Annotated in this window: 21 protein-coding genes and 2 pseudogenes; 7 read left to right on the forward strand and 16 right to left on the reverse strand. The window is 55.1% G+C overall.

Annotated features, from left to right (window positions below; genetic code table 11):
- Positions 1-305: 305 nt before the first annotated feature.
- The 5 genes and pseudogenes from EH228_RS07335 to EH228_RS07355 form a co-directional block, all read right to left on the reverse strand.
- A complete protein-coding gene (locus tag EH228_RS07335; RefSeq protein WP_152321020.1) occupies positions 306-947 on the reverse strand; it encodes a tyrosine-type DNA invertase in 642 nt (213 codons plus the stop codon).
- A 174-nt stretch (positions 948-1,121) separates the two neighbouring features.
- Positions 1,122-1,442, reverse strand: coding sequence for a Dabb family protein (locus EH228_RS07340; RefSeq protein ID WP_152321021.1), 321 nt, complete (start codon positions 1,440-1,442; stop codon positions 1,122-1,124).
- A gap of 120 nt (positions 1,443-1,562) precedes the next feature.
- Entirely contained in the window at positions 1,563-1,775 is a 213-nt protein-coding gene (locus tag EH228_RS20810) for an aspartate dehydrogenase domain-containing protein (RefSeq protein ID WP_152321022.1), read from the reverse strand.
- Positions 1,756-2,154: a hypothetical protein gene (locus EH228_RS07350; RefSeq protein ID WP_193323297.1), complete on the reverse strand. Its 399-nt coding sequence runs from the start codon at positions 2,152-2,154 to the stop codon at positions 1,756-1,758. Before EH228_RS07350 ends, EH228_RS20810 begins: the two co-directional genes overlap by 20 nt.
- Positions 2,155-2,198: 44 nt before the next feature.
- Positions 2,199-2,492 (reverse strand): annotated as a pseudogene (locus EH228_RS07355) (ATP-binding cassette domain-containing protein); the annotation flags it as partial.
- 43 nt (positions 2,493-2,535) lie between these two features.
- Between EH228_RS07355 and EH228_RS07360 the strand changes: the two are divergent.
- Positions 2,536-2,730, forward strand: a pseudogene (locus tag EH228_RS07360) (IS1-like element transposase); the annotation flags it as partial.
- Between the two features lie 173 nt (positions 2,731-2,903).
- Here the strand turns inward: EH228_RS07360 and EH228_RS07365 are convergent.
- Entirely contained in the window at positions 2,904-3,506 is a 603-nt protein-coding gene (locus tag EH228_RS07365; RefSeq protein ID WP_152321024.1) for a LysE family translocator, read from the reverse strand.
- 85 nt (positions 3,507-3,591) lie between these two features.
- Here EH228_RS07365 and EH228_RS07370 point away from each other — a divergent pair, with 85 nt between their 5' ends.
- Positions 3,592-4,584 (forward strand): hydrolase, encoded by a 993-nt coding sequence (locus EH228_RS07370; protein ID WP_152321025.1) that lies wholly within the window; start codon positions 3,592-3,594, stop codon positions 4,582-4,584.
- Position 4,585: 1 nt separating this feature from the next.
- Positions 4,586-4,804: a YheU family protein gene (locus EH228_RS07375; RefSeq protein ID WP_152321026.1), complete on the forward strand. Its 219-nt coding sequence runs from the start codon at positions 4,586-4,588 to the stop codon at positions 4,802-4,804.
- Here the strand turns inward: EH228_RS07375 and EH228_RS07380 are convergent.
- From EH228_RS07380 to EH228_RS07410, 7 genes are read right to left on the reverse strand one after another with little or no spacing between them, the layout of a single operon-like run.
- Positions 4,801-6,186, reverse strand: coding sequence for an amidohydrolase family protein (locus EH228_RS07380; RefSeq protein ID WP_152321027.1), 1,386 nt, complete (start codon positions 6,184-6,186; stop codon positions 4,801-4,803). The genes EH228_RS07375 and EH228_RS07380 overlap by 4 nt on opposite strands.
- A gap of 9 nt (positions 6,187-6,195) precedes the next feature.
- Positions 6,196-6,957, reverse strand: a complete 762-nt coding sequence (locus EH228_RS07385; protein WP_152321028.1) for a cysteine hydrolase family protein — start codon at positions 6,955-6,957, stop codon at positions 6,196-6,198.
- A gap of 1 nt (position 6,958) precedes the next feature.
- Complete coding sequence (locus tag EH228_RS07390; protein ID WP_152321029.1) at positions 6,959-7,381, reverse strand: cupin domain-containing protein; 423 nt, start codon at positions 7,379-7,381, stop codon at positions 6,959-6,961.
- Positions 7,382-7,384: 3 nt separating this feature from the next.
- On the reverse strand, positions 7,385-8,323 hold the full coding sequence (locus EH228_RS07395; protein ID WP_152321030.1) for an ABC transporter permease: 939 nt from the start codon (positions 8,321-8,323) through the stop codon (positions 7,385-7,387).
- A complete protein-coding gene (locus EH228_RS07400; RefSeq protein ID WP_152321031.1) occupies positions 8,320-9,432 on the reverse strand; it encodes an ABC transporter permease in 1,113 nt (370 codons plus the stop codon). The genes EH228_RS07395 and EH228_RS07400 overlap by 4 nt, the downstream gene beginning before the upstream one ends.
- Positions 9,425-10,978 carry an ABC transporter ATP-binding protein gene (locus tag EH228_RS07405; protein WP_240116252.1) on the reverse strand — a complete coding sequence of 518 codons (1,554 nt, stop codon included), beginning with the start codon at positions 10,976-10,978 and terminating at the stop codon, positions 9,425-9,427. Before EH228_RS07405 ends, EH228_RS07400 begins: the two co-directional genes overlap by 8 nt.
- Complete coding sequence (locus EH228_RS07410) at positions 10,975-11,982, reverse strand: BMP family protein (protein ID WP_152321032.1); 1,008 nt, start codon at positions 11,980-11,982, stop codon at positions 10,975-10,977. Before EH228_RS07410 ends, EH228_RS07405 begins: the two co-directional genes overlap by 4 nt.
- 112 nt (positions 11,983-12,094) lie before the next feature.
- Here EH228_RS07410 and EH228_RS07415 point away from each other — a divergent pair, with 112 nt between their 5' ends.
- A complete protein-coding gene (locus tag EH228_RS07415) occupies positions 12,095-12,994 on the forward strand; it encodes a LysR family transcriptional regulator (protein ID WP_152321033.1) in 900 nt (299 codons plus the stop codon).
- Position 12,995: 1 nt separating this feature from the next.
- Here EH228_RS07415 and EH228_RS07420 read toward each other — a convergent pair whose 3' ends face one another.
- Positions 12,996-13,796, reverse strand: coding sequence for a creatininase family protein (locus EH228_RS07420; RefSeq protein WP_152321034.1), 801 nt, complete (start codon positions 13,794-13,796; stop codon positions 12,996-12,998).
- A 177-nt stretch (positions 13,797-13,973) separates the two neighbouring features.
- On the opposite strand from EH228_RS07420, the gene EH228_RS07425 reads away from it, so the two are divergent.
- Entirely contained in the window at positions 13,974-14,843 is an 870-nt protein-coding gene (locus EH228_RS07425; RefSeq protein ID WP_152321035.1) for a phosphoribulokinase, read from the forward strand.
- Between the two features lie 29 nt (positions 14,844-14,872).
- Here EH228_RS07425 and EH228_RS07430 read toward each other — a convergent pair whose 3' ends face one another.
- Complete coding sequence (locus EH228_RS07430) at positions 14,873-15,277, reverse strand: OsmC family protein (protein WP_152321036.1); 405 nt, start codon at positions 15,275-15,277, stop codon at positions 14,873-14,875.
- Between the two features lie 311 nt (positions 15,278-15,588).
- Here EH228_RS07430 and crp point away from each other — a divergent pair, with 311 nt between their 5' ends.
- Both crp and EH228_RS07440 read left to right on the forward strand, forming a co-directional pair.
- Positions 15,589-16,221: a cAMP-activated global transcriptional regulator CRP gene (gene crp, locus EH228_RS07435; protein WP_048917664.1), complete on the forward strand. Its 633-nt coding sequence runs from the start codon at positions 15,589-15,591 to the stop codon at positions 16,219-16,221.
- A 56-nt stretch (positions 16,222-16,277) separates the two neighbouring features.
- On the forward strand, positions 16,278-18,359 hold the full coding sequence (locus EH228_RS07440) for a YccS/YhfK family putative transporter (protein ID WP_152321037.1): 2,082 nt from the start codon (positions 16,278-16,280) through the stop codon (positions 18,357-18,359).
- Between the two features lie 22 nt (positions 18,360-18,381).
- Here the strand turns inward: EH228_RS07440 and argD are convergent, their stop codons facing one another.
- Positions 18,382-19,602: a bifunctional acetylornithine/succinyldiaminopimelate transaminase gene (argD, locus tag EH228_RS07445; RefSeq protein WP_152321038.1), complete on the reverse strand. Its 1,221-nt coding sequence runs from the start codon at positions 19,600-19,602 to the stop codon at positions 18,382-18,384.
- Positions 19,603-19,617: the final 15 nt, after the last annotated feature.

Consider the following 19,617-nt stretch of genomic DNA (forward strand, 5'->3'; position numbering starts at 1 on the left):
CTCATTCAAAAGACACGCTACCGCCATCTCCATCTAAGGAGCAGTTGACAATTAGGACCATTTTGACAACCATCGTGAGGTTTAAAAATTATTGACTGATTTTTATTAATTCAAAGCAAATAAAACCAACATTATTTATAAATTCAGTTTTATTTGCTTTCGAAATGGAAGGTAGAAGTTTTCAAGTGAGAACTCAGGAAGGTATCGTTGGGACTGGAGTGCCTGGAAAGATTGAAAAATTGCAGGTTAGTCATGTAGAAAGAATTTTTTCTGTATACTTTACAATAAGTTGAAATATTTTAGGACTAATCCAATTTTAAGTTGGATTTTTTTTCAATCATGAATATAATACCTTTACAATTTGGTCCTAATTGTCTCCTTTTTTGTTTGTTTTTCGCACACCACACGCCCTCGAAACGTTCCGCATTACTGGCCGTATAGCGCACTGTGTGGCGGATATTACGGTGTCCCAGATAGTCCTGAATCAATCTGGTGTCTACTCCCCGATCGGCCAGAGCAAAACCACAGGCATGGCGCAACATGTGCGGATGCGAAACTACAGAAATATTGGCCAATTTTCCCAATTTACTAATGACCTGATAAATTCGTTGTCGGGTCAACGGGCCACCATAGCGGGATAAAAACAACCAGTCACTCTCTGCGCCCGGCATGGTCTGACGCACCTTCAGCCAGGCCCGGATCGCTTTGACTTCATTACCCAGTAACGGATGATTAGTGCTGAAACCGTTCTTCATTCGCTGAACATGCAGATTTGCTCCTTTCAGATCCAGATCAGAAAGACGCAACTGGCAGGCCTCACTGACCCGAAACCCGTGAATGAAACTCATATAGATCAAACAGTAGTCTCGTTCAGGATTGCCCCCCTGACGGGCGCATTCCAGTAAACTTTGTACTTCGCCTTGCGTTAAATATTTTCGCTGTCCCATGTGGTCTCCAGTGTTAAAACGTTAAATGGGTAAAATATGAAAAATACCTCTTATCCATACAGTAATGTCTCGGCTCCCTTGCTATTTCCTATTATGTCATTCGGTCTGTCGCCTTTCCCCTTTACGGGGTTAGCGCAGCTCAATGACGCCCTGCTTTTTGTCCTGCAACTCAAATTATCCTGGATAGACATCCTTCTTCATCACGGTGAAATCAAACACAATAATGTCGCTCAGCACCGGCTGGAAAATAGCCTTTATCGCCTCATGGGCTGGATGAGGAAGATAACGTTGACGGGCTATTTCATCACGAAACGTCATCAGCACACAGTGTGTGAAGCCAGCATTTTTCCCTTCTGGGCTGTCATTGCAACCCCATTCAACGCTCAACACGCCATCAACCTGGTCAGGTATCTGTAAAAATGCCTTCCTGACCCGTTCTATCTCTGACGAACGGGCCCTTTCAGTAAACGTAATGAACAACACATGACGGATCATCGATAACCTCGAATAAACGTGATATTAGCATCGGCAATGCATGAGCCAACGAGAGACATATGTCACCCACTTTGCAAGGTTTGTGACAGAGTCAACTCATTGATTAATAGCGCATTTTTATCAGGTGCCGATACGTACAGGGCTCATTAAACGATCCAATACCGCCAGCACACTATACAGGGTGAGAATACCGGTTCGGGGATTATTAGAGGAAGGTACATTTTCGATCGTGAGTATAAAACGAGAAGCCGCCGAGTTCACTTCAACAATATGGCTATTGTACTGTAATCCCGGCACGGCCCAAATTTCGTATTCAGTGCGATCCGCCCCCATCCCGGGGAGAACCGCTAAAAATCCGTGTCGGTTCAGTCATGCTATGCACGTCAATCGCGTTATCCCGCAGATAAGGTGCGCCAGACAAGGATTCTGGCGGCTTACGGGTGACCATTTTCACTGAATACAACTCACCCTGCGCCGCGGCGACCAACGCATCAAGTCCAGCAATCTCCCCTGACAGCACGATAATTCGGCCACCGTGTTCACGGGCGATAACCGCTAACTGCGGCAGAGCGAGTAACCCGGTGGAGCTAAGCACGATGACGGTTTTACCCAAACGTAAGGCTGGCGTGGCAATGGACGTAAGCAAATGGGATGGCGCACATTCAATCACTACGTCGCACAATGTTGCCAATCCGGCAATCCCTACGCGCAAGTTCTTGATCTTGACCCACCATCATCAACCCTGCCTTATGGTTATTAATGAATGATTTTACTCAGGAAGTCTTTCGCTCGTTCTGTCTGTGGATGCTGGAAAAATTCCCCGGGTGTCGCCTGTTCAATAATCCGCCCCTGATCCATAAATACCACCCTATCGGCCATCTCGCGGGCAAAACCCATTTCATGGGTGACGCACAACATGGTCATGCCATCCCGGGCAAGATTTATCATCTTATCCAGGACCTCATTGACCATCTCGGGATCCAGGGCGGAAGTCGGCTCATCAAATAACATCACCTTAGGCTGCATACACAACGCCCTGGCGATGGTCAGTATTCAATTCGTTGAATACCCCGTCTTTATCAAAGGGATTCTGATGGCTAAGGTTGAGGTAAAATGTCCGTTTTGTAAGCAAACAGACCCAGTGAAAAATGAAGGATCAGATCATTGATCTTGCCATGAATAATGCTGGTATTCGCGACACCGCACGAGCACTGCATATCAGCATTAATGCCGTTGCGCGCACGCTAAAAAACTCTCGCCGAAAAACGTCACCTCTCTTCCACTGGATAAGTGAGCATTATGCATCATAACTCCAATCACCATATTGAATACACAACTCAAAATACGTCCGTTACATCTCAATAAGATAAGTGCATTATATTTGATAAGAGATAATGTCCTTTATGGCATTACGCGATACCGGAGCGCAACCGGGTAATTAAGTGCACCTTTCCACCAGACTCAATGCCAGATCAGCACGACACACGCGGCGGTTAACAGCCCCATTGAGACGTTGAAAATAGTCCAGGCCCATCGACTGTGCAGGATGCGGCCAATCAGTGAACCAAACCCCAGCCAGATAACACCGGCCACGATGTTCACCAGCGCCATCGCGAAGCTGATAGCGACAACTGAACTCCGGTAGGCCTCACCTGCCTGGCTAAAACTGGCCACGGCACCCAGCGTCATTAACCACGCTTTCGGGTTGATCAATTGCAACAATCCCCCCTGCCAAAACGGCATTGGCCTGGTTGGCCCATCGCCAGCTTCCAGTTTTTCATATTCAGCGGTGGCGATTTTCCATGCCAGCCAGAGCAGATAAGCGCTCCCGGCGACTTTGAGAAACAGATGAAGGGAAGGATAAAGCAGGATCAGTCCACCCACGCCAAAAGCCACCAGCAACAACATCACCTGCATACCAATCATGATACCCATCAGTAACCATAGCGATCGCAGAAAACCAAAGTTGGCGCCCGAGGCAGTGAGTAACATATTATTAGGGCCAGGCGTGATCGCAGCGACCCACAGAAAGCCCAGCATAGATAAAAACAAACTCAATTCCATATGAAACGGGCGCTCCTCACCCCAAGACCAAAAACGAATCTGAAGAAGCTAGCAATGTGACAGGGATCCTACAAGCATTTTGAACATGAATTTTAGTCCACAAGCGGAGGGCGCCTTTCAGCCAATGCCAGGCATGAGCAACGCGCATCTGCAAACGTTGCTGCCCAGATTGCTGCGCCGCCGCCTTATGCTACAGCCGCACTGGCAGCGCCTGACCCTGCCGGATAGCGACTTTGTTGACCTGGCGTGGAGTGAAGACCCCGCCGGGGCCCGCCACAAACCTCGCGTAGTGATATTCCATGGGCTGGAAGGCAGCGTCAACAGCCCCTATGCTCATGGTCTGTTACAGGCCTGCCAACAGCGAGGCTGGCTGGGCGTAGTGATGCACTTTCGCGGTTGCAGCGGAGAACCCAACCGACTGACGCGGATTTACCATTCAGGCGAAACCGGTGATGCCGCTTTCTTCCTGCAATGGCTGCGTGACGAGTGGGGAACGGCGCCCACCGCTGCCGTGGGCTTTTCTCTGGGCGGCAATATGCTGAGCGTTCTGCTGGGAGAACAAGGCAATAACTGTCTACTGGATGCCGGCGTCGTGGTGTCGGCCCCGCTGATGCTGGAACCGTGCAGCGCCAAACTGGAACAGGGATTCTCCCGCCTCTACCAGCGCTATCTGCTGAACCAGCTCAAGCAGAACGCCAGGCGCAAACTGCTGGTCTGGCCTGGTACGCTGCCTGTGGATTTAGCCCAGCTAAAAAAACTGAAGAGATTGCGCGACTTCGATGACGCCATTACCGCCAAAGCGCATGGTTTTCTGGATGCCACAGATTACTACCACCGCTGCAGCGCACTGCCGTTGTTGCCCAACGTGCACAAACCTTTACTGATCATTCACGCACAGGACGATCCTTTTATGACTGACGAGGTCATCCCCGACCCAGCTCTGCTGCCTGCCTGCGTAACGTATCAACTGACTCGTTACGGTGGACATGTGGGATTTGTCGGAGGAACATTACGCAGGCCACAGATGTGGCTGGAACACCGTATTCCACAATGGCTATCAACCTGGCTGGACAACTAAGATGATGATTCCCTGGCAAAATCTGGCGACTGAAACACTCGATAACCTGATCGAGGCCTTTGTGCTGCGTGAAGGCACCGACTACGGCGAACAGGAACGCTCGCTGGCACAAAAAGTAAACGATGTCCGCCGTCAGCTAATCAGCGGCGAAGCCGTATTGGTATGGTCAGAACTGCACGAGACCGTCAACATCATGCCTCGCGGGCAGATTACCGGTTAAAAAGCGGAGGAACGCCAGCGGCGCGGTTTATCGTTACCGGTTCGTGTAGCCAGAGAAGCGGCCGCTCTGGCTGAACGCTGCAGCACCTCGCGCTGATTAACGCGGGTTAAGATGCCATTACGCATCACCGCCTGCCCGTCAATGAACACATCCGTCACTTCATGCCCGAGCGCGGAGTAAACCAGCGCCGAAACCGGATGGTGGACCGGCGTCATAGCCGGATGATCGGTGCCAATCACGATCACGTCGGCTTTTTTCCCCACCTCCAGCGATCCCACCAGATGATCGAGACCTGTCGCCCTTGCTCCGTCGATGGTGGCCATTTCCATCACCTTCTCCGCCGTCATAATGGTGGGATCGCGATGGATGCCCTTCTGCATCAGCGCGGCGGTCTTCATCGCCTGGAACAGGTTGTGATTGTTGCTGCTGGCCGGGCCATCCGACCCCAGGCCAACGGTGATCCCTGCTGCCAGCATTTCCGGAATTGGCGGAATGCCGGACGCCAGATAGAGGTTACTGCAGGGATTATGCGAAACGCGCACATCATGATGCTTCAGGGCACGGATATCCCGTGAGCTGCACCGCACGCAATGCACCGCCAGTACATCCGGCCCGAGAAAGCCGATATCACTTAAGAATTCGGTATCGCTGCCCTGAAAACGCAGCTGCGCCTGTGCGATTTCAAAGTCAGTCTCCGCCACGTGGGTGGTAATCAGCACCCCGGCTTCATCCGCCAGCGCACGGGTTCCGCGCAGCACCTTTTCATCCAGCGCCCAGATCATGCTGGGTGCCAGTCCGACTTTCACCCGGCCATCCGGGCGGTGATAGCGTTGAATAACCTGCCGTGCATCAGCCAGCGCCGCTTCCGGCGTTTCAATCAGCTCCAGGGGGATGCCATGTTCCGCACCGGTGGTGAGAAACCCCCGGCAGACATGCCCCCGGATGCCGCTCAGCTCGAAGGCTTCAATGACTTTCGCGGTGAGGCCCGGCCGCGGATGGGCATACATAAAATCGACCAGCGAGGTCACGCCAGAACGGATCGACTCCACGCAGCCGTGCAGCGCAGCGGCAAACACATCCTCTTCGGTCAGTGCCACAGCACTCGGCCCGGTCATGCAGGTGAACCACTTCTTCAGCACCATGTCATCCCCCAGCCCTTTAAGTAGCGTCTGGAAAAGGTGAGTATGGGTGTTCACCATACCCGGCATGATGATGCTGTCGCGGCAGTCGATCACTTCCGCTTCCGGGTTGGCCACCTGCAGGCGCTGCCGCGTCCCGATAGCCGCGATCCGGTCACCGGAAATCAGCAAACTGGCCTGCTGGAGAATGTCACGGTCCGGATTCATGGTGATGATCCAGCCATCGGCAAGAAGGTAAGACACGGCGATTCCTTACAGTTGCGGCAGCAGCTCGGTTGATCCGACGACAAACCCAAAACACTGCTGCACGTTGTACAGCGTGGCATCGAGGCAAAACGTCGGGGAAGTGGTGGCACTGCAATCTTCCAGCAGCAGGCAGTCATAGCCGTGGAAGTTGGCATCCTGCAGCGTACAGAGCACACACTGATCGATGTTCACCCCGGCAAACAGCAGCGTGGTCACCCCCAGATTGCGCAGGATGCTGTCCAGCTCGGTGTCCTGAAAACCAGACATACGGTATTTATTGACGCGGATATCGCTGGCCGCAGGTTTGAGTTCTTCAACCACATCGGCAGCCCAGCTTCCGGCTTCGAGCACTGGCGCTCCAGACACCGGCAAAGGATCGCCCAGCCCCACGCTTTCGCCGTCCGCGTTGTAGACGTGCAGCAGCGCCGGGCTGAGGTTCAGCCGGTCAGGACGGTTGCCCCAGTTCAGCCAGATCACCGGCACTTCCGCTTCCCGCAGGCCGGGCAGCAGAGATTGCAACGGTGCGATAGGCGCACGAGCCGGAGTGACATCCACGCCAATATGCCCCAGCCAGCCTTCGGGATGGCAAAAGTCATTCTGCATATCAATCACCAACAGCGCTGTGCGGTTGAGATCGAAAGTGACCTCCCGACCGCGGCTGGTCAGCGTCACCGGATTGGGCAGCACCGGCGCGCGTACCATATCCACCTGCCCGGCTGACACCCGCCACTGGTTGTGCGCGGAACTGCCCAGAAGATTCCCTGCCATATCAGCCCCCGCACAGCACGCGCAGATCTTCTTCATCCAGCGTCATCGGCTGGCCACTACGGATCAGCTCAGCAAAGCCTTCGTTCGGCGTCATCACCGTCAGGGTATAGAGCTTACCCTTGCCGGTATTTTTAATCATATGCTCATTGCCCGGATGCAGCAGTAACGCATCACCCTGGCGAATAGTCACTTCGTCGCCATTACAGCGCGCGATGCCTTCGCCTTGTAAGACATAGAAGAACTCATGCGCATGGGCATGTTCATTCGGCGGTGTGGCACCGCCAACGGTGAAAATTTCCACCACGAAGATATTCTCAATCCCGTCCTGATGCCTGTCGAACAGTACGACAAAGTAGTTGGTGTCCTGCGGACTGATGCGGAAGACCTGAGCCTCCGCAGGGTTGGTTAAGCGGAAATTCTTCATCCTTTACTCCTTCCGGTAAGGCTGGGTTAACGCCGCAGGCTGCACCGTCCGTCCTACCACGCCTGACATAGCGAGAATGGTCAACAGATAAGGCAGAGCCAGTAAGACCTGTGGCGGCAGGCTGCTTTCGAAAAGCTGCAGTGAGAGCTGCAGCGCATCGGCAGCCCCAAAAATAAACGCGGCAATCAGCGCTTTCACCGGGCTCCAGCGCCCAAATATAACGATGGCAAGCGCGATAAAGCCCTGACCGCTGACGATATTGTCGCGGAACAGGCCAATCTGAGCGGTGACCAGATAGCTGCCAGCCAGCCCTGCGCCAAGGCAGGAGAGCAGCACGCCCCAGGTGCGAATGCGCAGTACATTAAGCCCGGCCGCATGTGCCGCACGCGGGTTTTCACCCACCGCACGCAACGAGAGGCCAAAGCGCGTATGGAACAGGCCAAAATGCGCCACAGCCACCAGCAACAAGGTGAGATAGAGGGGCAAAGGCTGAGTGAACAGCACCGGCCCAATGCCGGGGATCTTCGACAACAGCGGCAGATGAATCGGGTTAAGCATGGTAATGGTAGGGGAAGAGGCATCGCCCATCACCAGCGAATAAATCCAGGTCGCCACGCCACCAGCCAGGATATTAAAGACAATCCCAATCACGATCTGGCTGGCATGAGCCCGCAGGTACAAAGCCGCCAGCAGCACACCCACCGCCAGCCCGGCCACACCACCGGCGATAAATCCCAGAGCCGTCGAGCTGCTGTAAACTGCCGTCATATAGCTGGCGAGCGCCCCCATCAGGATAGTGCCCTCAATGCCAATATTCAGCACGCCAGCCCGCTCGGCATAGATTTCACCCAGCGCCGCCAGCAGCACCGGCCCCGCCAGACGCACTGCGGCAGCAAGCCAGGTGACGATGAAAGCCGTATCTATATTCATCAGCGCGCTCATGATTTCTCCTCCGACAACTGCTGCGCCGGAGTGCGGCCAGGCCAGCGCAGCCGGTAGTAGCGCAGAATGTCTCCGGCAAGGATCAGGATCACCACCAGGCTTTGCAGGATCAGCACCACTGACGTTGGCAGGCCAGTCTGGCGCTGCATCGCGCTGCCGCCCACTTCAAGGCCGCCATACAGCACTGCGGTCGGGATCACCAGCAGCGGATTCAGCCTCGCGAGTAACGCCACCACCACGCCTATAAAGCCCACGCCGCCGGACAATCCTTCCATCAGGCGGTGCTGCACGCCAAGCACGGCGCAAAGTCCGGCCAGCGCAGCAAGACCGCCGCCTAGCAGCACCGCGCTCATCTGCCGCCTGCCGACGGCGATGCCGCCATAGCGGGCCGCTTTTGGATTCAGCCCGCTGACGATGATTTCAAATCCTGCAGGCGTGGCACGGATCAGCCACCAGACGTAAAGAGTGGCGATTAGCGCAATACCCAGTCCCCAGTGCGCACGCATGCCCTTCATGATAAAAGGCAGCCACGTATCATGTGGTAAGCGCGGCGTTTGTGGCAGGTCACCCACCGCACGCATCGGGCCGGAGACCAGATACTGAATGAGAAAAACCGCCACGTAGTTCGCCATCAGCGAAATCAGTACGTCATTGCCGCCAAACCGCACGCGCAGGAAGCCAACCCAACCGGCCCACAATGCTCCAGCGACAAAAGCGGCCACCATCACCGCAGGCCAGTAACCCCAGCCGGGCAGCGCCCACGGTATACCCTGTGGTGTTCCGGCCAGCGCGACCCAGCTGGCTGCCGCCGCGCCAACCAGGAAACAGCCTTCAAAACCGATATAACCCAGCCCGGCACGCCAGATAACGATAGTTCCCAGTGCAATCAGGATTAATGGCGTGGCCTGCACCAGCGTCTGGCTAAAACCCCGCAGAGAGCCAAAAGCCTCGCTGAACAAAAAGCTGTAAGCGCTGAAAGGGTTGCCGCCGAAGGGAATAAACAGCAGCCCGGCAATAACAAATGCCGCCAGCATCGCACCGGAGGTGGTGGCGATAACGGCGGCGGAAGAGTCCGCAGGGGCGAGTCGTTTTTCAAGCAGCCTAGTCATCGCCTGCTCCCGTTAATTTACCGCCCGCCATCAGTTCACCCAGCTTTTCTGCCGTGGCGTCAGAGGCATCCAGCACGCCAGCTATCTGGCCGCCATACATCACCGCGATGCGGTCGGAAAGGTTGAGAATTTCTTCCAGCTCGGCGGAGATCATGACAATCGCACAACCACTGTCGCGGGCGGCCAGCAACCCCTGCCAGACCGCTTCCACAGCACCCACATCCAGCCCACGGGTAGGCTGCTCAACCACCAGTAGCCGGGGTTTGCGGGCCACTTCACGTCCCAGAATAAGTTTTTGCAGGTTGCCGCCAGAGAGTTTGCCCGCCTCGAAATCAGTGTCCGGCGTGCGTACTTTGAAGTGGTCGATGATCGCGCGGGCGTGACGGGCAATCTTTTTGCGGTCCAGCAGCCAGCCGCGGGCATGAGTGAACGCCTGCTGGTCACCGAGCATGGCATTGTCCGCTATCGACAACGAGATGACGGAACCGACTCCGCGGCGGTCGGCGGGAATAAAACCGATGCCCTTCGCCCGGCGTGCCGCCGGTGAGAGCGCTGAAATATCTTCTCCGGCCAGCAGAATGCGGCCCGCCTCAATTTGCCGCAGATTAAGCAGCGCATCCGCCAGCTCAGACTGACCGTTGCCATCCACCCCGGCAATACCGAGAATTTCTCCGGCAGAGACTTTCAGCGAGGCACGCCAGATTTTTTGCTGACCGGTTTCATCGCGCAGCGCGATGTTGTCCACATGCAGGATCTCCTCGCCACGCTGGCACGGGGTTTTCTCCACCCGCAGTACCACGTCGCGTCCAACCATGCGGCGGGCAAGATCGGTTTCTGAAGTTTCGTCCACCGCCACCGTTTCAATCATCCTGCCGCCACGCATCACCGATACGCGATCCGCCACGGCCATAATTTCGTAGAGCTTATGCGTCACTATCACCACCGAACGCCCTTCTTCCCGCAGCGAGCGAAGCGTGGCAAACAGCCCCTCTTTTTCCTGCGGCGTCAGCACGGCGGTGGGTTCATCGAGGATCAGCACCTGTGCATCGCGATACAGCAGCTTGAGGATTTCCACCCGCTGCTGGACCCCGATTGGCAGATGCTGAATTTTCGCCCAGGGATCGACCGCCAGCCCGTGGCGACTGGAAAGTGCCTGTAACCGCAGCGCTGCCGCCTGCAAATCCAGACGGCCGCTACGGGTTTCCTTCAGGCCAAGAATCACGTTCTCGACCACGGTCATCGGCTGGACCAGCATAAATTCCTGATGGACCATGCCAATGCCGTGCGCGATGGCATCCCCGGGATCGCGCAGGGTCACCGGGTGCCCGTCGATAACAATTTCGCCCTCGTCGGGTTGATACAGCCCGTAAAGAATCTGCATCAGGGTACTTTTGCCCGCGCCGTTCTCACCGAGCAGCGCGTGGATTTCCCCTGCGGCGACATTCATCGACACGCCGTCATTCGCCGTGACGCGCGCAAATCGCTTGGTCACGTTGTTTAATGCTACACGGGGCTGCATCGCTACCATCACTTCAGGCTCGCTCACACTTTCGGCACGAGGGTGCCGTTATCCAGCTGCTGCCAGATGGCAGTGAATTTCTGCCAGGCTTCAGCGCTGACCAGCTTGCTGTTGTACTGATCTTTGCCGTGCACCACAGACCAGGCTTTTGCCACCGTCGGTGCCCACTCCTTGCCACCGAGGAAGGCGTTATTCGCCACGGAATGGCCGACCTCTTCCACCATCCAGTCGAGGTTCTGCTTCAGACTGCAGGCAATGTACGCCGGGGAAACATCCATCTGATCGGCATAGCAGCCGATGGCTTTAACTTTCGCGGCGGCGGCACCCTGCAGCGCCCCCAGCCCGGTCACATCAGCAGCATGCCAGATCACATCGGCTCCATTGCCGATCATGGTAGTTGCCGCCTCTCTGCCCTTCGCTGCGTTATCGTAATCACCGGTGACCACGCCCAGCCCTTTCACGCCCGGGCGGGTTTTCTCGGCACCGGCAATAAAGGCACGCATCATTGCCTGCTGTGTTGGGTTATCACCGCCGCCGACAAAGCCGACCGCTTTTCCTTTATCAGAAATCAGTGCTGCCAGTGCGCCTGCGGCATAAGCCGCCTGCAGATAGGCGAGATTGACGTATTCCACGTTGCCCGGCGCTGTTTCACCCGGCTTAAAGGTGGAGGCGAAGAAGTGGGTATCCGGATAGTCAGGGGCAATTTCGGCAAACGCCGAACCGTACTCAAAGCTGTGGCCGATAATCAGCGAGTAACCGTCGTCGGCATAACCGCGGATTGCCTGCTCCATCTGCGCCTGCGGCACGCTTTCGCTCCAGGCCACGCGGAAGCCCTCTTTTTTCAGCGCCTGCAACCCCTGATACGCCAGCATGCTCCAGCCGCCATCGGCGACCGAGCCCGGCAACAGCAACGCGATTTTGATGCTCTTATCCGCTGCCAGCGCGCGGCGAGAAAGTAACGGCGCCAGAGCCGGTAACATCACCGCGCCCGCCAGCATCTTTGCAAATCCCCTGCGACTTACACCTGCCATTTTTTATGCCCCCTCAACTGAAGATTGTTCAGTTATGCCGCGATTTTCGTTACCTTAAAAGCACAGTTTTTCGTACTCAACGATGCCTTAAAGGCAACACTACGGAGTCGTTATGCTTCAGCATCGCCTGTGGACCTACCTGGATGAAGTGGCGCGCAGCGGGTCAATCCGAAAAGCGGCCAGCAGACTGCATATTTCTGCCTCTGCCATTAACCGGCAAATCCTCGCGCTGGAGGAAGAGCTTGGCACTCCGCTATTCCAGCGCCTGCCGCGCAAAATGATGCTGACCGCCGCCGGAGAAGTGCTGATCCACCACGTGCGCCAGACATTTAAAGAGCTGGAATGGGCGCAGATTAAGATTGAGGAACTGAAAGGGCTGAGGCGCGGCGAAGTGACAGTAGCGATGATGAGCGGGCTGGCGGCTAACCTGATCCCCCGCGTGGCTGCGGAATTCAGACGGGCGAATCCAAGGGTAAAATTAGTCCTGCGGCAGATGACCACCGGGCACGACATTACCAGTGCAGTGGAGTCGGGCGAGGCGGATTTAGGGCTGGGATTCGACTTTGATTTACCCCCTTCCCTGCGCACGTTGGGCAGCGCGGTCGGACGGCTGGGGGCAGTGGTCGCTCCCGGCCATCCACTGGCGGATAAAACCAGCCTGCGCCTGAGCGACTGTGTGCCCCATGCGCTGGTGATTGCCGACAAATCGATGGTGATCCGTCCCTATCTGAACGATCTGTTCTCACGGGCGCTGGTGACCGTGCATCCGGTCATTGAAACCAATTCGATCGAGGTGATGCGTCAGGCGGCCATGGTCGACCAGGCGCTGACCTTCCTGACGCCATTTGATATTGAGTTCGATCTGCGCAGCGGCAGGCTGATCTATATTCCGGTGCGTGAGCTGGCGCAGCGCACGCAGAACCTGATGCTGATTGGGCACGATCGTGGTACCAGCGCCATTGGCAGCGTGCTGGCAGAAACGATCAAGGCAATGATGAACCAGATGGCTTAGGCTAAGCAGACTGATAAGGCGGCTGGTAAACCTGCACCTCACGGATCAGCTTAATCAGCGCCTCAGCCGCCCGTCGGGTTTCGATTTTGCCGCGCTCAGCATCCGCAGCAGATGCGTTGCCGGTAGTACCGGAAGGATGCAGATCCTCCGCCATCCAGCCAAAGCCCACGCCGCCTTCTGGAGTAAGAATGCCGCAGGTTTCCGCCAGTGCCACCGAAGCGGAAACAAAATTCTCCGCGTACGCCATCTGCACCAAATCTGGATGAAGATGCAGCATCACGCTGGTTTCCGACTCCCCGCCGTGAATACCGTGCTGCCGCTCATGTTCACTGAACAGATCGCTGGAATCGATGGTGCGGAACCAACTGGCCCCGACGGCAAACATTCCCAGCTCAATACGCAACTGGCGGCAGACAATTTCCATCAGCTGCGGCTGGCCGCCATGCGAGTTCCAGAAAATCAGCTTGCGGATCCCGGCGCGCCAGGCGCTTTTTGCCACTTCAAACCACACTTTACCCAACACATCATAAGGAAGGGTCAGCGTACCGGGGTAATTGAGATGTTCATCAGATTTGCCGACCGGCTGCGCGGGAAGGATCAGCACAGGCAGGTCCGCGGGCATCATTCCGACCGCTTCGGCAATAATCCCGGCATTAATCGCGGCATCCACCCTGACCGGCAAATGCGGTCCATGCTGCTCCACCGCGCCAGTCGGCAGCACCGCAACAATTTTGTCCATCTCCAGCTCGCTGAATTCACGGGTAGAGAGATCCCACCACCAGCGTGACGACGGCATATTCATCGAAAGTTATCTCCTGCACTGTTTTATTCAGTCTGATTAATTTTGAACACTAAATGAAGCAGCAAAATTGCGGCGGCGTGTTGCTTTTTTGGCATCGGAGAGGGGCAAAGGTGACACCCGTGCGCGAAACATGATACCAATGCTGATTCGATATGATCTTTCTCAGGGAGCTCTGCTATGTCTGCCAAACATCCGGTGATTGCCGTAACCGGTTCCAGCGGCGCGGGAACCACCACCACCAGTCTGGCCTTCCGGAAAATTTTTCAGCAGCTGAACCTGCATGCAGCAGAGGTGGAGGGCGACAGCTTTCATCGCTATACCCGGCCTGAAATGGATATGGCGATCCGTAAAGCACGCGATATGGGACGACACATCAGTTATTTTGGCCCGGAAGCCAACGATTTTGCGCTTCTGGAGCAAACCTTCCAGGAATATGGCCGCAGCGGCCGCGGTCAGTCCCGCAAATATCTGCATACTTACGACGAGGCCGTGCCATGGAATCAGGTACCCGGTACCTTTACGCCATGGCAGCCGTTGCCGGAACCCACTGATGTCCTGTTCTATGAAGGGTTGCATGGCGGTGTGGTCACACCGCAAAACAATGTTGCGCAGCAGGTGGATCTATTGGTAGGCGTGGTGCCCATCGTCAACCTGGAGTGGATCCAAAAACTGGTGCGCGATACCAGCGAGCGCGGTCATTCACGTGAAGCGGTCATGGATTCTGTGGTCCGCTCAATGGAAGATTACATTAACTTCATCACCCCTCAATTCTCCCGTACGCATATTAACTTCCAGCGCGTACCCACCGTTGATACCTCCAATCCATTCGCTGCACGGGGCATCCCTTCTCTCGATGAGAGCTTTGTGGTTATCCATTTTCAGGCGCTGGAAGATATTGATTTTCCGTATCTGTTGACCATGTTACAGGGATCGTTTATCTCGCAAATTAATACGCTGGTGGTGCCAGGCGGTAAAATGGGGCTGGCGATGGAACTGATTATGGGACCGCTGGTGAAACGGCTCATCGAAGGGAAGACAATAGAGTAATGCCCCGGCGCTGCGGGGCGTGGGACATTTTACAGCGCAATCACTTCATAGCTGTGGGTTATCGCCACTCCTTTGCCCAACATCAGGGCTACGGAACAATATTTCTCCGCAGAGAGGTCAACAGCACGCGACACCGCGTTATCAGCAAGCGCCTTACCGCTGACAATAAAGTGCAGATTGATATGCGTAAACAGGCGTGGCGCTTCTTCACGCCGCTCAGAGGTCAACTTCACTTCACAATCGGTTACCGCATGGCGGCCCTTTTGCAGGATAGAAACCACGTCAATCGCACTACAGCCGCCCGCCGCCATCAGCACCATTTCCATCGGGCTGGGTGCTTTATCACCGGAGTTGCCATCCATCAATACCTGATGTCCCGATGAGGATTCTCCCAAAAAGGTCAGCCCTTCCACCCACTTGACTCGTGCTTGCATAACAAATTCCTCTAATTCATTCAGTTAACGTCAGATTACGCTTTAGTAACAAAAACGGCAATGCAGCAAATTTCGCACTATGCTGAAGCGAGACAACACAAGACACCCGTCCAAAGCTGTGCTACAAACAAAGCTGTAATACCTTCGTCAGTACTCTACAATCATGACGAAACGGAATGACATAACGAGCCAGGCTTTGAACAAAAGCCCGAATAAATTTCCTGCCCAGGGAAACGCTTGACTATTACAACGCCTGCCAGGGAATTCAGCCCCTGAATTTAAGGCACGATTACAATAGAGGATAACAGCGAATGGTTCTCGGCAAACCGCAAACAGACCCGACACTTGAATGGTTCCTGTCACATTGCCATATTCATAAGTATCCATCCAAAAGCACGCTGATTCACCAGGGTGAAAAAGCGGAAACGCTCTACTACATCGTCAAAGGCGCGGTAGCAGTGCTGATTAAGGATGAAGAAGGCAAAGAGATGATCCTTTCTTACCTCAATCAAGGTGATTTTATTGGTGAGCTTGGCCTGTTTGAAGAAGGCCAGGAACGCAGCGCATGGGTTCGGGCGAAATCCGCATGTGAAGTCGCTGAAATTTCCTATAAAAAGTTCCGCCAGTTGATCCAGGTCAACCCCGATATTCTGATGCGTCTCTCTTCACAGATGGCACGTCGTCTGCAGGTAACCTCTGAGAAAGTCGGTAATTTAGCATTCCTCGACGTGACAGGTCGCATTGCGCAGACCCTACTGAATCTGGCTAAACAGCCGGATGCCATGACTCACCCTGATGGCATGCAGATCAAAATCACCCGCCAGGAGATCGGCCAGATTGTTGGCTGCTCCCGTGAAACCGTTGGGCGAATCCTGAAAATGCTGGAAGATCAGAATCTGATCTCCGCACACGGTAAAACTATCGTTGTCTACGGTACACGCTAACCGGCTCTGATCCACGGCGCGACAGTCCCTGTTGCGCCTTTATTTGGTATGGAGCGATGTGGCGTCGAATCATTTATCACCCTGAAGTCAATTATGCACTGCGTCAAACGCTGGTGCTGTGTTTGCCCGTCGCGATTGGCTGGTTGCTGGGCGATTTGCAAAAAGGGCTGCTGTTCTCGTTAGTTCCAGCTTGCTGCAACAATGCCGGCCTTGATACCCCGCATAAACGCTTTTTTAAGCGGCTAATCGTTGGGGGAAGCCTGTTTGCCTTCAGTAGTTTCCTGATCCAGTACCTTGGCGAACATCATGTTCCCCTGCCGGTTATCTTGTTGGTGATGGCTATGTTGCTGGGCGTGACGGGAGAAATCAGCCCACTACATGGGCGATTACTGCCCGGTTCGCTGATTGCCGCCATCTTCACCCTGAGTCTTGCCGGCAGAGTGCCTGTCTGGCAACCGCCATTGCTCTATGTGATGGGCACAGTGTGGTATGGCGTCTTCAACTGGTGCTGGTTCCGGCTGTGGAAAGAGCAGCCGATGCGCGAAACACTGAGCCTGCTGTACCGTGAACTGGCGGATTACTGCGAGGTAAAATACACACAGCTGACCCGTCTGGCAGACCCGGAAAAAACCCTGCCGCCGTTGCTCATCCGCCAGCAGAAAGCGGTCGATCTGATAACCACCTGCTACCAACAAATGCACATGTTAGCCGCTAACAACGACAGTCATCACAAACGGCTAACCCGCGCCTTTCAGGTCGCGCTGGATCTGCAAGAACATATCTCCGTCAGTCTGCATCAGCCGGAAGAAGTACTGAAACTGGTGGAACAAAGCCATGCCGAGGCAGTGCTCCGCTGGAATGCCCAGACAATTGCGGCAAGGTTGCGCGAGTTAGCGGATGATATCCTGTACCACAAGCTCCCGGAACGTTTCAGCATGGATAAACCGTTACAGGCACTGGAGAAAATTTCGCGCCAACACCCGGATAACACCGTGGGCAGTTTCTGCTATTACCATTTCAGCCGGATAGCCCGGGTGCTACGCAACCAGCGGCCTCTTTATCAACGCGATCTGATGGCTGATCGCCAGCGCCGCCTGCCCTTGCTACCGGCGATAAAAAACTACCTTTCGCTGAAATCCACTGCACTGCGCACCGCTGCCCGCTTCGCGGTGATGCTGGCTTTTGGCAGCTCGCTGGCGCTGTTCTTTAATTTACCCAAGCCCTACTGGATTTTGATGACGGTCATGTTTGTCAGCCAAAACGGCTACCGTGCGACAAGGGTACGTATTCAACACCGGGCACTCGGCACCTTTGCCGGACTGGTCATCGCCGCCATTACCCTGCAATTGCAGGTGCCCGAAACGCTGATGCTCTTGGTGATGTTGGTTATCACTCTGGTCAGCTATCTGTTTATCCGTAAATTCTACGGCTGGGCAATGATTGGTTTTACCGTAACCGCCGTTTACTCGCTGCAATTGTTGTCGCTTAATGGCGCGGACTTCCTGCTGCCACGTTTGATGGATACCCTGATGGGTTGTCTGATTGCTTTCGGCGGCATGATCTGGTTGTGGCCGCAGTGGCAAAGCGGCTTACTGCGGCAGAATGCGCACGATGCGTTGGAAACCTATCAGGAGGCGCTACAGATGTTGCTCGGCAATGAGCAAGACCCGGAGAAGCTGGCCTGGCAAAGGATGCGCGTCAACCAGGCACATAACGCGTTGTTTAACTCGCTGCACCAGGCGATGCAGGAACCGGGTTTTAATGACCGCTATCTGGTGGATATGAAACTTTGGGTGACGCACAGCCAGTTTATTGTTGAGCACATCAATGCGATGACTATCCTCGCACGGGAGCACACCATGCTGACCCCATCCCTGGCGCAACGCTGCTTACAATCGTGTGAGATAGCCTTACAACGTTGTCAGCAGCGGCTGGAATATGATGGCCCCAGTTCAGACACTGACATGCTGCTGGATGCACAAGTTGAGATTCAACAGGGAGCCGTAACCATTTTGGAAAGACATGTACAACGGATCCTGGGACATCTCAGCGTTATGCACACCATCTCTTCTCTGGCATGGAGTAACCGCCCCCATCATGGACTCTGGTTGTCACGGCGCTTAAGGAAATCAGCCTGATGACTCAGGCTGTCTGACCGTTTTAAGCCGCCAACACCGTGCCCACAGCCGCGGCGAAGCGAGTCATCCCCTCGGCAATATCAGCCGGTTCAATCACCAACGATGGCGCAAAACGGATAACGCCAGTACCCGCCGTCAACAACATCACGCCTTCCGCCGCCGCCGCCTGCAGAATATCGCTCATCTTGCCGGCATACTGCGACTTAAGCGCCGCACCAATCAGCAGGCCTTTGCCACGGATGTCGCTGAACAGATCCCACTTCGCGTCAAGATCCTGCAGGGCGCTAACAAACTGCTGACGACGGGTTTCCACGCCATGCAACACCGCTTCCGTATTGATGATGTCCAGCGCCGCCTCAGCCACCGCACAGGCCAGCGGGTTACCACCGTAAGTGGTGCCATGCACGCCTGGCGACATGACCGAGGCGATATCACGGGTGGTCAACATCGCACTGATCGGGAAGCCACCGCCCAGCGCTTTCGCGGTGGTCAGAATATCCGGCGACACGCCATAGTACTCATAAGCAAACAACTTGCCGCTACGGCCCATGCCACTCTGCACTTCATCCAGTACCAGCAGCGCCTGATATTCATCACACAACTGGCGCAGACCCTGCATAAATTCTGGCGTGGCGGGGGTGATGCCGCCCTCTCCCTGGATCGGCTCCACCACGATGGCGCAGGTATGGTCATCAATCACCGCTTTAACCGCGTCCAGGTCGTTAAACGGCACGTGGACAATATCGGCGGGTTTCGGACCGAAACCATCAGAGTATTTCGGCTGACCGCCAACAGAAACGGTAAACAGTGTGCGTCCGTGGAAAGCATTATGGAAAGCGATGATTTTGCTCTTATAAGGCGAATGGCGTTTGGCGGCATAGTAACGCGCCAACTTGAAAGCCGCCTCGTTAGCTTCAGCGCCAGAGTTGGCAAAGAACACCCGATCAGCAAAAGTGGCTGCGGTCAGCTTGCTGGCAAGGCGCAACGCGGGCTCATTGGTGAATACATTACTGGTGTGCCACAGCGTTTCACCCTGGCTTTTTAAGGCTGCCACTAACGCCGGATGACAATGGCCCAGCGCGGTTACGGCGATCCCGCCGGAAAAATCAATATACTCTTTCCCTGCCTGATCCCAGACCCGACTGCCCTTACCCTTCACCGGCACAAACTGAGCAGGTGAAAAAACCGGCAGGATCACCTCATCGAAGGTTGTCCGCGTTACTGCTAATTTATCCGCTGCCATTGACTACCCCATTTT

The sequence above is a fragment of the Erwinia endophytica genome (genome assembly GCF_009295515.1).
GTDB lineage: Bacteria > Pseudomonadota > Gammaproteobacteria > Enterobacterales > Enterobacteriaceae > Erwinia > Erwinia endophytica.

Coding starts and splice junctions, on each gene's coding strand:
- argD (WP_152321038.1), bottom strand. CDS start 19,602: ATGGCAGCGGATAAATTAGCAGTAACGCGGACAACCTTCGATGAGGTG.
- EH228_RS20810 (WP_152321022.1), bottom strand. CDS start 1,775: ATGGGGGCGGATCGCACTGAATACGAAATTTGGGCCGTGCCGGGATTA.
- EH228_RS07420 (WP_152321034.1), bottom strand. CDS start 13,796: ATGAATATGCCGTCGTCACGCTGGTGGTGGGATCTCTCTACCCGTGAA.
- EH228_RS07390 (WP_152321029.1), bottom strand. CDS start 7,381: ATGAAGAATTTCCGCTTAACCAACCCTGCGGAGGCTCAGGTCTTCCGC.
- EH228_RS07365 (WP_152321024.1), bottom strand. CDS start 3,506: ATGGAATTGAGTTTGTTTTTATCTATGCTGGGCTTTCTGTGGGTCGCT.
- EH228_RS07410 (WP_152321032.1), bottom strand. CDS start 11,982: ATGGCAGGTGTAAGTCGCAGGGGATTTGCAAAGATGCTGGCGGGCGCG.
- EH228_RS07385 (WP_152321028.1), bottom strand. CDS start 6,957: ATGGCAGGGAATCTTCTGGGCAGTTCCGCGCACAACCAGTGGCGGGTG.
- EH228_RS07430 (WP_152321036.1), bottom strand. CDS start 15,277: ATGCAAGCACGAGTCAAGTGGGTGGAAGGGCTGACCTTTTTGGGAGAA.
- EH228_RS07440 (WP_152321037.1), top strand. CDS start 16,278: ATGTGGCGTCGAATCATTTATCACCCTGAAGTCAATTATGCACTGCGT.
- EH228_RS07340 (WP_152321021.1), bottom strand. CDS start 1,442: ATGATCCGTCATGTGTTGTTCATTACGTTTACTGAAAGGGCCCGTTCG.
- EH228_RS07425 (WP_152321035.1), top strand. CDS start 13,974: ATGTCTGCCAAACATCCGGTGATTGCCGTAACCGGTTCCAGCGGCGCG.
- EH228_RS07395 (WP_152321030.1), bottom strand. CDS start 8,323: ATGAGCGCGCTGATGAATATAGATACGGCTTTCATCGTCACCTGGCTT.
- crp (WP_048917664.1), top strand. CDS start 15,589: ATGGTTCTCGGCAAACCGCAAACAGACCCGACACTTGAATGGTTCCTG.
- EH228_RS07415 (WP_152321033.1), top strand. CDS start 12,095: ATGCTTCAGCATCGCCTGTGGACCTACCTGGATGAAGTGGCGCGCAGC.
- EH228_RS07375 (WP_152321026.1), top strand. CDS start 4,586: ATGATGATTCCCTGGCAAAATCTGGCGACTGAAACACTCGATAACCTG.
- EH228_RS07335 (WP_152321020.1), bottom strand. CDS start 947: ATGGGACAGCGAAAATATTTAACGCAAGGCGAAGTACAAAGTTTACTG.
- EH228_RS07400 (WP_152321031.1), bottom strand. CDS start 9,432: ATGACTAGGCTGCTTGAAAAACGACTCGCCCCTGCGGACTCTTCCGCC.
- EH228_RS07370 (WP_152321025.1), top strand. CDS start 3,592: ATGAATTTTAGTCCACAAGCGGAGGGCGCCTTTCAGCCAATGCCAGGC.